The following is a 12,700-nucleotide window of genomic DNA, read 5'->3' on the forward strand; positions in this document are numbered from 1 at the left end:
GCAGGACCAGGCTCCCGCCTCCCTTCTGGGTGGGTCGCTCAGAATTCCTTGCGCAGGGTGAGCGACCATTCGCGAGGCCGCCCGACCGAGGCGCTGAGGAAGCCATAGCTTTCCCGCTGATCGGTGATCGTGGTGAGGTAATATTCGTCGAACAGATTGGTGACGGCCGCCGCAATCGAGAAGCCGAGATCCTTGTTCGCATAGGTCAGACGCAGGTTCACCAGCGCGTAGGCCGGCTGCACCGAGGAAACCGCCAGGACATTGTTGGAATAGGCGATGTCCGAACGGTAGCTGACGTCCACGCGCGGGGTCAGGGTCTGGCTCTCGCTCAGATCCGCATCATACTGGATCGCGCCCGAGAGGTTCCACTTGGGCACGCGGGTCTGCGGGCTGTCCAGCGTCAGCCCCTGAGTGGAGGCCAGCAGTTCCTTGTAGCGGAAATCGGTATAGCCGACATTGCCCGAGATCATCAGGCCCGGCGCCGGACGAGCCACGGCTTCCACTTCGAAGCCCTTGATCTCCGCATTGCCGACGTTTTCGTTGCAGAAGATCGCGCAGGCGCCGCCGCGATAGGCCGGATCGCGCACAGTGCCCACGATCTTGTCGAACTCGGTCAGATAGGCGGCCGCATTGAGGCGCAGCATCCGGCCGAACAGGTTCGACTTGAAGCCGACTTCATAGGACTTCACGTCTTCCGCCTCCAGCGAGAAGATCCCGCTCGCGCCAAACGGACGGGCATTGAAGGCCGATGCCGTGAAGCCCGTGGAATAGGACGCGTAGAGGTTCACATTGTCCGAAGCCTCATAGGCGATCGAGAAGCGCGGATTGATGCGGTCGTCCTTGTTCTTGCCGGTCGCAACGAAGTTCAGCACGCTGAGGTTCGAGGGCGAATAGTCGCGGTCGAACGTGTAAGTCTTCTTCTCGTTCGAATAGCGCACGCCGGCAGACAGCGTCAGCCGCTCGACCGGATGGAGATCCACCGCACCGAACAGGGCCCAGCTCTTCAGCGTCGCCGTATCGTCGCTGAAGAAGTCCAGCGCCTGAGTGAAGCCTTCGGTCTGCACACGGGCCGGGTTGAGCGTTTCGGTATCGAGGTAATAGGCGCCCAGAGTGTAATCGAGCACATCGTTGAAGGTCGAACCCAGCAGGCGCAGTTCCTGGCTGAATTGGCGGTGCGTCAGGCCATTGCGCACTTCTTCCACCGGCACGGCGAGCAGGCTCTGGCCGAAATCGCCGGTATATTTGCGATAGGCGGTGATCGAGGTCAGGTGGATGTCGTCGGACAGATTGGCCTCGACCGTCAGCGAGCCGCCATAGGCTTCCATCGTGCCTTCGGCCGGGTTGATCAGGCCGGTCCGCTGATTGCCGTAGCGGGCATAAGTGGTGTAGCCATCGGGCGATTCAAACGAGGCGATCACTGCCTGCAGCTTTTCCGGCGTCGAGACGTCGAAGCCGTAATAGCTGGTGCCCCGGCCCTTCAGCCACTTGGCAAGGCCGTTATTGTCCACACCGCCCACCGGGATCGCGCCGCCGGCAAGGCCGGTTTCCGGATTGATCAGCGAAGACTGCGTATCGATGATGACTTCGGCCGAGCTTTCCGCCGTTTCATTGGTGTAATCGCCCGAGAGATAGACCTGCACGTCGCTGGTCGGTTCCCAGCCCAGCGTGCCGCGGAAGCTGTAGCTGCTGCCGCCGCCCAGCGTGCCCACTTGGCAGCTGTCATTATTGATCGGGCCGAGGCCCACGCCGCCGACCTGATCATTGCCATATTGCGGATTGACGCATTTGTAGTCGAGCCGCTTGACGTGGCCTTCCTGGCCCTTGGCATTGGCGACCACGCGCAGGGCGAGCTGATCGGTCAGGCCCAGATCATAGGCGCCGCGCAGCTGGTAACGCTCGCGGCTGCCGCCGGTGATCTCGACATAGCCGCTATTGTCGCCCTTGGGCTTCTTGGAGATCAGGCGCAGCGCGCCGCCCACCGAGTTACGGCCGAACAGGGTGCCCTGCGGACCGCGCAGCACTTCCACACGCTCCAGATCGAGCACGTCGAACACCGAGCCATAGGTGGTCGCGTAATAGACGTCGTCCACATAGAAGCCCACGCGCGGTTCGAAGGCGGTCAGGAAGTCCGCCTGGCCGAGGCCGCGGATGAAGGCCTGGTTGGTCTGCGCGCCATAGCCGGAGCCGCCGCTGGTCATTTCCACGTTCGGCACCGAATTGGCGATGTCGAGCACGTTCTTAACGCTGCGCTGTTCCAGTTCGTCGCTGGTCACGGCCGAAATGGCGATCGGCACGTCCTGCAGCGCCTGCTCGCGGAACTGGGCGGTCACGATGATTTCGCGGTTGGCCGGATCTTCGGATGCTTCCCCGTCCTGCGCAAAGGCAGCGGCGGGAGCCAGCAAGGCCGCCGCCAGGGCGACACAGCTTGCGCGAGTGGCGAATTGAAGGGCAGCGGGCCGCCCTATGCGCTTGTCGGTGTTCATCTTCTCTCTCCCCTAGATTCTGCTTCTTGTTTTCCCCAACCGGGCGCCCGTCTTTCTGCGGATGCTCCGGCATGCCTTTCAGGCGCCCTCACCTAGGCGCCGAATTACCCCCAACGGCCCAGCTCGGGGCCCATTGTCGCGACAATGCGCATGTCGCCCGCCGCGTGGTTCACTGCCGGACGGGCAGCGACACGCGCGAGCCAGTCGGCCGCCGCCGCGGGCAGCTCGATACCGAGCGCCTCGAACTGGGCGAGGTGCGGGTAGACCGCGATATCGGCGATCGAATAGGCGTCGCCGGCCAGCCAGCCACCATCGGCCGCGTCCTGCGCCACGCGCACAGCGGCCTTTTCCAGCGCCCGCTGGGCAGCCTCCACCTGTTCGTCGGAAAATCCGGCCAGTGCCTGGCGCCACAGGGCCGCACGCTCCGGCGGCAGAAGGCCGAGCGCGGGGCCGCCGCCCTCGCCCGCCCCGCCAAGCCGGGCCCAACGTGCGATTGCAAGGTTTGGCGCGATATGCGTTTCCACATATTTGCCCCATTTGTGGACCGCATATCGCGCCGGAGGGTTCGGACCGCCGAGGGCGGGCTCGGCAAAAGCCTCGTCGAGATAAAGCAGGATATGGAAAGTGCCCGTCAGCACCTGCCCATCGGCCACCAGCACCGGCACCTGTCCTTCAGGATTGAGCGCCAGCAGCGCATCGGAATGATTTTCGAACCGGCCAAGGTCCACTTCGCGCGAGGCATAATCCAGCCCCTTTTCCTCAAGCGCGATCAGGACAGAGGCGGAATGGCCGGTCGGGCCGCCGTGATACAGTTCGATCATGCCGCGTCCTCCACGCCCAGCAGGCGGCGGACATCGGCCGCCCTTTGCGTGATGAAGCCGCGCCCGGTGCCGAAGCCGCGTTGCAGCCCTTCACGCGCGTGGCAGCGGCGCAGCCATGCCATGATATGCGGGCGGCGCTGGTCGTTCACATCGTCGGGATAGGATTGCGGCAGGTGATAGAAGGTGGCCATCACATTGATGTCCGCCAGCGAGAACTCCGCCCCCGCGAGATAAGGCGAGCGGGACAGCAAATCCTCGAAGACGTCGAAGCTCTCGGCAATGCGACGTGCGGATTCATCCAGATCGGCCTGCGGGGTCTTGCCGAACATGAGCTTTTCCCAGGCGGCACGGCGCTCGGGCAGCGGAATCTTGTCGAGTTCGCGGCGCTTTTCGTCCTCGTCCACTTCCGCATAGCGCGGGGCGGCCAGCCGGTTGGAAGCAAGCATGGCGAGCGAAGGCGCCACGATATTGTCCATGTACCGCATCACCTGGCGCATCTGCCAGCGCCACAGGGGATCGGCCGGGCGCAGGGCCGGGCCGTCAAAGGCATCGTCGATATATTCCATGGCCGGAGTCGATTCGGTCATGACGAAGCCGTCGTGCACGACAGCGGGAATCGTCCCGTCCGGATTGATCGCCAGAAAGTCGGGCGAAAACTGCTCCAACTTGCCCATGTCGATATAGTGATGCGTGAAGGGAACGCGCTTTTCATGCAGGCAAAGCAGCGGCTTTCCTGAATTGGCGTTGGGTTCCCAGGTGTAAACCTCAAGCATCGCTTCTCCCTGTCCGCCCGTCTTTGCGGGCGATTTGGACGGAGCCTATTGGCACATATTGATTCCGTCAATAAGCTAATTTTGCAAAGTCAAAAAGGTACGCCCGGCTCGAGAGCCGGGCGTTTTGTCAGCAGGAAAACGAGGGATCGGTGAGACGCTTTCCGCTGATCAAACAGATAATTGGTTGCGATAGTTCCCGAAGGTAACCGGGTCTCATTTCACAGTGCCGAGCGCGGACCCATCGGGCAGACGCACACCGGCATAGCTGCCGCCCTTGCTGCCATCGCGCAGCGGATGGACATAGAGCTTCACCTTGTCGCCGGGCTTCAGCGTGGTGCGCTTCCAGCCTTCATTGATAAGGTTGTTGGGGCTGTTCATCTCGATCGCCCACAGCTCCCCCTTGCCCTTCACTGCCGCATTCGCCTCGATGAAGGAATGCGGGTTCTGCCAGCGAAAGCGCACGATAGTGGCATCGAGCACGACCGTCTTCGTCATGTCGAACATGGCGTAGCTGTGATGGGCCCCGGCGGGGGGCGCGACGAATGCGGTAGCCAGCAGCAGGGCGGCCAGTGCGGGCCTTGCGGCGCGATGCATGGAAAGCCTCCTCATCCTCAGAACACGTTCACGGGCTTGCCGTCCTTCGGCAGGCCGGAATCGAGCAGCTTGCCATCGGCCTTCTTCAGGTCGAGGAACAGGCCGCCGGGCTTGCCGTCGCGCAGCGGGTTCATCCGCAGGGTGATCTTGTCCCCGGTCTTGAGCGACACGCGGCTCCAGCCCTGGCGCTTGAGATTGTTCGGACTGTTCAGCTCGATGCTCCAATGAAGCACCTTGCCGCCGCCGGGCACGTCGATCTCGATGAAGGCATGGGGATTGGTCCACTGGAATTCGGCCACGGTGCCCACCAGCGTGACGATCTTCTTCTGATCGAACATCGCGAAGCTGTGATGCGCCTGCGCAGGTCCTGCGAGAGCCAGCGGCAATGCCATGCCCAGCCCCACGCCCACTCGCGCCAGTTTCTTGCCTAGAGTCACCGAACACTCTCCCAATCGGCGGTTGGCCCGCTCGTGCTTATATCTAACGTCATCTTTTTGATATCGTCAATAAGCTAATCGCATATCTGCGGCGAAACGTTTTCGCCGGCTGGGGAAGCCTGCTCGTCCTTGCGAGGAGCGAAGCGACGAAGCAATCCAGAGCGGTTGCGCGCAGCCGCCGTGGATTGCCGCGCGGCTTCGCCGCTCGCAATGACGAGGCCAAGTGCGTGTCGGCACATTCACCTTGACATTTTGAACCCATTTGGTTATATGCGCACCCATCCTGCATCTCAAAACAGGATGTGGAACCGGGAGGCGGCTCGGCCGGCTTGCCTTCCCCTCCAGTCGCGGGTGCTCCTGCTTACAACAGGAGATGTCACTCCCGCATCGCGGCCGGCGCTCATGCGCCTTGGGCAGGCTCTCGCCGGCCCAGCCGCCGGAACGGATCAGGCGCGGCACCAGCCGCGATGGAAGTGCGCCTCGTGCGAGCCCGCCCGCGCTTCCTTGCCGCTCCGGACAGGGCCGAGCCCATGCGCGCTGCGGAACAGGCGCCCGGGCCACTCGCAAGATAAACCTTCCGCACTGCCCCCGGCGCATTGCCGGCCGCGCGGTTCCTTTGGATTTTCACACTGGCGTTATGTCCGGGCTCACCGCCGGATGGTGAGGTGTGTTTGGGCTCACCCGCCCCACTCACCCACACCTGCTCATCCTGAGCTTGTCGAAGGACACGCGCCGAGCGCCATTCTGGGCGCATTCAAGTCGGCCTCATGGGGCTACCGGCTCCCGTGTCCTTCGACAGGCTCAGGACGAACGGAGGTTGGAGGTGCTTTCGCGGAAACGACGAGGGCGGAATTCAAACCGAAGGGAGCACGCCTATCGCCCCTCCCCCGCCTCCGCAGTCTCCATCCCCGGTTTCTCGGTCATCCGCTGGTCCAGCTCGGCCTCCATCGCCGCCGCCTCGCTGGAGAGCTTCTGTTCCTGCTCGGAATAGCGGTCATCGAAGGATTGTTCGCTACACCCCGCCAAAGCGAGGCAGAGCAGGCAAAGGGCCGCGCCGCGCATCTCAGTAATCCTTGCGGTATCTGATGTTGACGTTCGATCCGCCGAAGCTGCCCATCTGGCTCAGCACGGAAAGGGCGGGCGTCAGGCTGATCTCGATCTGGGTCGCGGTATAGCCCCGCGCATCGGTCACGATCTCAACATAGATGTCGTTGGTGATGTACTGGCCCAGCGCCACAGCCGTGCCGCGCCCATTCGCCTCGTCGGCATCCAGAATGCGGATACGGTCGATCCCCGAGGCCGATTGCAGCACGCCCAGCGGGCTGAACCCGCCCGAGCCGCGCAGCGCGTTGAGCGAGGAGGCAAGCTGCACGGCCTGAATGGTCGAAAGCTCGCCGATCGAACTGCCGAACAGGATGCGCGCCAGGATTTCGTCCTGCGGCAACGACGGGGTGGAACTGAAGGTGATGCGCGGATTGCCGGCCGAGCCGGTGAGCGAGATCGCCACGTCCACATCGTCGGCCTCGCCCTCCGCCGTTACCGACAGGGTTGGGTTGTAGGGATTGCCGTCACTGAAGCGGATGCGCCCGCTCTGCAGCTCGAAGCTGCGCCCGGCAAAGCCCAGCGTGCCGCGCACAAGGTCGATCCCGCCGGTGATGCGCGGATTGCCGGTGGTGCCGCGCAGCTTGATGTCGGCGGACCATTCGGATTCCATTCCCATGCCGCTGACGAACACCCGTTCGGGCGCGACCACGTCCACTTCCAGCCGCCAGTTGGACGGCACACCGGAAATCGCATCGGGCTTGGCCTTTGCCGCCACTGCCTGGGCAAGCGCGGCCTGAGCCTCGTCCGATTTGCGCCTGACGCCTGACAGGGTGCGCACTTCGGCCGCCCCTTCGCGCACGATGCGATAGCGGGTTTCGGGCAGGCGGATCGTGCCGCGGATCACGGCCGGATCGCCCGGATTGTTGACGATGGCCAGCGTGCCGGTCGCCCGTGCTTCCATGCCCGGCGCATCGGCCACGCGCGCATTGTCGAGCGTGAGGTCCAGCTGCAGGGGATAGCCCTTCTCGCTCGACAGGCTGACAAAGCCGCTGCCGCTTACCGTGCCGTCCCCGGCATTGGCGGACAGTTCCGTCACTTCCAGCCGGTCATCCGTGAAGGTCCCGCGCACCCGCATCTTGGTGAGCCGCGTGCCATAGGCATCGTTCACGTAAGTCAGGTCGTTCGCGCGAACCACGCCGGTCAGCGACGGCGCCTGTGCCCGGCCGGAGAAATCCGCCGCCACGCCGATGGCGCCGGTCAGGTGCTGGTCCGGCAGGGCGGCGAGCGAGAACAGCACGCTGGCCGGGCCATTATACCGGATGCCGCCGCCGAGAGGCGCGGCCATCAGCCGCGTGGTCCAGCTGCCGCTCTCCGGGCCGAGCGGCTTCAGATCGACATGCACCCGGCCGACATTGGTATCGTTGCGCTCCACGATGGCGCGCAGGGTGCCGCCATCGGGCTGGAGGCGCCCGACGATACGCAGATCGACCGGCTGGCTGATCGCGGCAAGGCTGGTGCGAGTGAACCGCTCCACCGTCAGCCGCGCATCGGCGCTGGGAAAGCCCTCGCCCACCTGAGTGAAGTCAACGCTGCCCGAGGCAACACCGCCCAGCCCCAGTTCGGGCATGAGCGGGCGCAGCACGGCAAGGTCCACATCGTTGAGGCGCGCCTGCAGCTTCGTCTCCGCCCCGTAAGTGCCGGCCAGTTGGACGCTGCCCTGCCGCAAGGCGAGCCGGGTGGGCAGCAGTTCGTAGGCGCCCTTGGCCAGCTTGATCCGCGCCGGATTCTCCGTGTGGAAGGCCACGCCGCCCGCACTGCCCCGCAAGGCTACGCGCCATTGCTCGGGCGCCATCTGGGCATTGGCAGCTATGTCGAACGGCGTGCCGCGATTGCCCTTGGCCAGCAGTTTCGCCGTGCCGCTGCCGCCGCGATAATCCACCTGCGCCCGCGCCCGCTCCAGCGCGAAGCCCTGCATGGCAAGGCCCGCCACCTGCACATCGGCCACGACATGCGGCTGGTCGAGCAGGGTAATATCGGCGGTCGCAATCGCCCGCGCGATGGACAGGCGCGCCGGGCTGCCGAGCACGGCATTGCTCGCCGTGGCATTCACCAGCGCGCGCTGGGCCTCCCCTTCGGCCAGCAATTGCACCTGCCCGTCGATCCCCGATCCGTTGGCCGCCAGCATGCCGGTGAACGGCCCGGCGGCGCTCTGCACCACCCGGCCCGAGAGGTTCACGCCCGCGAAATTGCCGCGATTGATGTCGATGGTCAGCGGCCCGGCGCCGGACAGGATCGCCAGATCCGCATCGAACGGCCCGTAATCGCTCTCGCCCTTGGCCAGCAGGGCATAGCCACTATCGGTGCCCCTGATCTCCGCGCGCAGATTGGCAAGGCCCACGCCCAGCCCCGGCTTTTCCGCCATCACGATGGCGACCGGGCGGGCGAGCGTGCCGCTGACCGCCAGCGAAAGCGGGCCATAGCGGTCGGAGATGCCTACCCCGGTAAAGGCAATCGCGCCATCGGGCCTATAGGAACCCGCGCCATTCGCCATGCGGAATTGCGGCGCGGCGATGCGCAGGGCGGAAACCCGCGCCACGCCATCCGTGCCATAGGAAATATTGGCCGAGATCAGCCCGTTGCCGCCGAGGAAATCACGGGCGGATTCGTTGAAAATCTCGCGGCTGCGCGCCGTGACCGTGCCGGCGATGCGGAAGCCGTTACGCTCGGTCTTGAGGTCCAGCTTGCTGGAAATGTCGAAGCGGCCAATGCCAGCCACGGCGTAATTGCCGATCCTGCCATTGAGCGCGCCCGTATAGAGCCCGGTCGAAACATCGGCCACCAGCACGGCGGTTGCGTCGATCCGATCCGAGCGGATCTTGAGGTTGTCGGACAGGATGCGCGGCCATTTCACTGCCAGATCGCCATCGGCCCGCACATTGGTGAGCAAGTCGCCCGCCGCCGCATCCAGCCCGTCGATCATCCGGGCACGGGCATGGACCGGCACCAGTGCCTTGTCCGCATCCACGCGCCCCTCGCCCTGCGCGGAGAGGCCGACGATTGCCGTATCGCCAAAGCCGAGCCGCGCGGCGTTGAGCGTGTAGGCAATGCGCGGCGTGGCGAAGGCGCCGTCCAGCTTCAGGCTGGCGGCAACGCCCTGCCCCCGGAAATCGGGCGCGATGGCCGCCGGGCGCAGCAGGCGGAAATCCACTGCCAGTTCCTCGAATCTGTTCTCGCCCAGATCGACGAGGCCATCGGCGGCAAGGTGGAAATTGGCATTGTCGAGCCTGCCCTTGAGATCGACCCGCCGCTGGTCGAGCGCGGCAGTCAGATCGATCCGCGTGGCGGGCTGGAACATGGTCGCGCCAGCGGCTGGCAGCAGCAGGCCGGGGCTTGCCTCGCCCTTCACACCGAAGGTGCCATCACGGGCCGTCAGCGTCAGATCGGCGAGCCGCGCCTTGCCGTGGGCTGCGCTCAGCGCGCCGTCCCACTTCGCCCAGTCGCCCTTGCCATCGAGCGAGGCGGTCAGCGCCTCAGCCTTGCCGGTCAGTCCGGCGACCAGTCCGTCGGCAGGTGCATCCAGCTTCGCCGCGATGTTCAGCAGGTTCTTTTCCGGCACAGCGTCGAGCGACAGCAGCAGAAGGTCACCGCCTGCCAGACCGTCGCCCGCCAGCGCCAGCGCGCGGGCATCGACGATCGCCCGCCGGTCCGCGATCTGGACCTTGCCGCTGAGCGAAGCGATATGGCGCTCGCCGGTGATGGCCGGGTCGATCTCGATCCGCGCAATCTCCAGTTTTGCCACATCGATATCGAGATCGGGCAGCAGGGGTTGGTCGGTCTTCACTTCCCGGAACGCGGGCAGGCGCCTCACCTGCACCAGAGGCGCAGTCAGCGAGCGTATGTCGATATGGTTCGAGAGATAGGCAAACGGCCGCCAGTCGAGCGCAGCGCGCGGCGCGGAAACGAAGGTTCCCTGCGGGTCTCCCAGCGCCAGATCACGAACCTCAAGTTTACTGTAGATCGATCCGTCGAGCTGCCCGACATGGATCGTCATGCCGTTCTGGAACTCCAGCGCGTTGATCTGCCGCACGATGAAGCGGTGCCCGCCCGCACTATCGAGCCAGAGCAATCCGCCCCCCGCAGCCAGCACGACCAGCGCCAGCAGACCGGCCAGAATCCCCCACAGGCGCCAGCGCCGCCGCACCGGTGCCTCCTGCACCTCGTCGGCGGGTGGCACCTCTTCTGGCGACATGTCGGCTTCGTCCGCCATCAGAAAGCCTGCCCGATCGAGACATAGACGGCGATGCGGGATTCGCCCTCCTTGCGGCCCAGCGGGGTAGCCACGTCGAGGCGGACCGGGCCGAAATTGGTGTAGAACCTCCCGCCGATACCAGCGCCGAAGCGGATATCGTTGAAGCCCGGCATGGAGCTTTCATAGACCTGCCCGGCATCGACGAAGGCGACGACACCGTAATCGCCGAAGCGATAGCGCGCCTCTATCGCGCCTTCCACCAGGCTGCGCCCGCCCACCGGGTTTGCGTCCGGGTCCTTGGGTCCAAGCTCCTGATAGCCGAAGCCCCGCACCGATCCGCCGCCGCCCGCGTAGTAACGCCGCGACGGGGCCAGATCCTCGCGCCCGGTGCCCACGATGGAGCCCACCCGCACACGGCCCGCCAGCACGAAATCGCCGAAGGAGCGGTATGCAGATCCTTCCACCATGCCGCGTGCGTAGAACTGGTTCTGGTCGCCGCCGGAATATTCGGGCGAAAGCTTCAGGTTAAGGCGGAAACCGCGCACCGGATCGAGCAAGTCGTTGGTGGTGTCGAAGCCCAGCTGACCCGGCAGGGCGGCGATGTAATAGGTGCGCCTCTCACGGTCCTGCCGGACAAAGACGTAGCTCTTTTCGCTACTGGCTAGCAATTCGAAGCCATAGGAATAGGTCAGCTTCTTCTGCCAGATCGGCGTGCTGTCATAGCTGATCCGCCCGGCCAGTCGCCCGGTATAGGCATTATAGGCATCGTAATTGCTGTGCAGCGCGGAAAGGGCCAGTTCCACCGTGCGGTCGCGCCGCCCGGCATTGGAGCGGCGGAAAGTGGCGCTCAGCCCCTGTTCCTGCGTGCCAGCGAGCCCGCTGAGGATCAGCGCGCCTTCGGGCGGAAACAGGTTGCGATGGGTCCAGCTGCCCTCGGCCCGCAGCCCCTGCCCGGTGCTGTAGCCCGCGCTGAGCGAAATGGAGCGTTGCGGCCCGCGCGTCTGGCGCACGGCGAGATCGGCGAACTGCGTGCCCTCGCCCGCATCGCGCCCGGTTTCGCGCGGCTCGACCGCGACCACGGCGAACAGGCCAGTGGCGACCAGTGCATCGCGCAGATCGTCGAGCTTGTCGGAATCGTAGAGGTCGCCCCTTTTGAAGCGGGCGAGCACATAGATATGCTCGGGATCGAAGACCTCCTCGCCCTCGACGATCACGTCCCCGAAACGCGAGCGCGGGCCGGGCGTTACGGGCAGGGTGTAGTCCCCGGTGCGGGTCTCGTCGTCGAGCAATATGTCCCGCTGGCCCAGCTGCGCGAAGGGATAGCCATTGCGAGGCAGGCCAACGGCCATCCCCGCTTCGGCAGCCAGCACATCCTCCGCCAGGATCGGATCGCCCGATTTGAGCGGGAAGTAGCGGCGAATGAGATCGTCCGGCTCGACCGGCGGCGCATCGAAGGCAATCTTCCCGAAGACATATTGCGGCCCCGGCTGCACCTCCAGGATCGCCGCCGCACGGCCATCGCCATCCGGCGGGGGCAATTCGATGGCCGGAGCCACCACTGCATCGAAATGGCCGGCGGCAGAGAGAATATCGGCCAGAAGCTGGCGGTCCGCCGTGAGGCGGGAACTGAGTTGAGTGCCGCTGGCCGTGTCGCCATCGCCGTCGTCCAGCGCCGAAATGCTGCGAAAGCGCGAGCGGATATCGCTTTCGGAAACCGTGCCCTGCAGGCCTTCAAGTCCGTCGATCCGCCAGTCATAGCGCAATTGCCGGTCAAGGTCGGTATCCTCGCCCAGCGCCTTGGCGTCGACGGGTTCGAGATCGAATTCGGACAGGGGCGGCAACGGTTCATCGAGTCCGGAATCGAGCGGGACAGGCTCGCCCATATCGTCGATCATCGGCATGCGGGAAATCGCCGCGGCTTCATCGGCCGCTGCCTTTTCCGCATCCTCGCGCACGCGCATGGGCATTGCGCCGGCCTTGAGCACGGCCTGTTCCTCCAGCCGCCGCTGCTCGGCCTCCCACTCCTCGATGCTCTCCAGATCGCCGTCGAGCGGAGGCAGCGCCTTCTCGAATTCCTCATCAGAAACGATCGGCTTGGGCGCGGAGGCATCGTCCTGCGCATGGGCAGGCGGGCACAGGCCTGCCGCCAGCACGAGCCAGACCGCCGCCCGCAGACCGCGCGCCGCCTGTTCGGAAAAGGTCAGACCGGGCAAATTCCGGCCGCGAATAGGCACATAGGTCTCCAGGCAGACAGTCTGCGGAGACTAGTTCGCAGTCGCGACAAGAGAAAGACCTCTTC

At 65.1% G+C, this 12,700-nt stretch carries 8 protein-coding genes; all 8 read right to left on the reverse strand.

All coding sequences use genetic code 11. From position 1 onward, the window contains the following. Window positions 1-38: 38 nt before the first annotated feature. The 8 genes from WFP36_RS11310 to WFP36_RS11345 all read right to left on the reverse strand — a co-directional run bounded on the left by WFP36_RS11310 (window position 39) and on the right by WFP36_RS11345 (window position 12,635). Window positions 39-2,483, reverse strand: coding sequence for a TonB-dependent receptor (locus WFP36_RS11310; RefSeq protein ID WP_336980594.1), 2,445 nt, complete (start codon window positions 2,481-2,483; stop codon window positions 39-41). A 104-nt stretch (window positions 2,484-2,587) separates the two neighbouring features. Further along, window positions 2,588-3,304 (reverse strand): glutathione S-transferase family protein, encoded by a 717-nt coding sequence (locus WFP36_RS11315; RefSeq protein ID WP_336980596.1) that lies wholly within the window; start codon window positions 3,302-3,304, stop codon window positions 2,588-2,590. Beyond that, window positions 3,301-4,077 carry a glutathione S-transferase family protein gene (locus tag WFP36_RS11320; RefSeq protein ID WP_336980597.1) on the reverse strand — a complete coding sequence of 259 codons (777 nt, stop codon included), beginning with the start codon at window positions 4,075-4,077 and terminating at the stop codon, window positions 3,301-3,303. The genes WFP36_RS11315 and WFP36_RS11320 overlap by 4 nt, the downstream gene beginning before the upstream one ends. A 213-nt stretch (window positions 4,078-4,290) precedes the next feature. Then, a complete protein-coding gene (locus WFP36_RS11325) occupies window positions 4,291-4,671 on the reverse strand; it encodes a DUF6152 family protein (protein WP_336980598.1) in 381 nt (126 codons plus the stop codon). Window positions 4,672-4,688: 17 nt separating this feature from the next. Next, entirely contained in the window at window positions 4,689-5,108 is a 420-nt protein-coding gene (locus WFP36_RS11330; RefSeq protein ID WP_336980599.1) for a DUF6152 family protein, read from the reverse strand. 873 nt (window positions 5,109-5,981) lie between these two features. Beyond that, a complete protein-coding gene (locus WFP36_RS11335; RefSeq protein ID WP_336980600.1) occupies window positions 5,982-6,170 on the reverse strand; it encodes a hypothetical protein in 189 nt (62 codons plus the stop codon). A 1-nt stretch (window position 6,171) separates the two neighbouring features. Continuing rightward, window positions 6,172-10,419: a translocation/assembly module TamB domain-containing protein gene (locus WFP36_RS11340; protein WP_336980601.1), complete on the reverse strand. Its 4,248-nt coding sequence runs from the start codon at window positions 10,417-10,419 to the stop codon at window positions 6,172-6,174. Next, window positions 10,419-12,635 carry an autotransporter assembly complex protein TamA gene (locus tag WFP36_RS11345; protein WP_336980603.1) on the reverse strand — a complete coding sequence of 739 codons (2,217 nt, stop codon included), beginning with the start codon at window positions 12,633-12,635 and terminating at the stop codon, window positions 10,419-10,421. Before WFP36_RS11345 ends, WFP36_RS11340 begins: the two co-directional genes overlap by 1 nt. Window positions 12,636-12,700 lie beyond the last annotated feature (65 nt).

Source organism: Fulverythrobacter fulvus (assembly GCF_037154085.1).
GTDB lineage: Bacteria > Pseudomonadota > Alphaproteobacteria > Sphingomonadales > Sphingomonadaceae > Andeanibacterium > Andeanibacterium fulvum.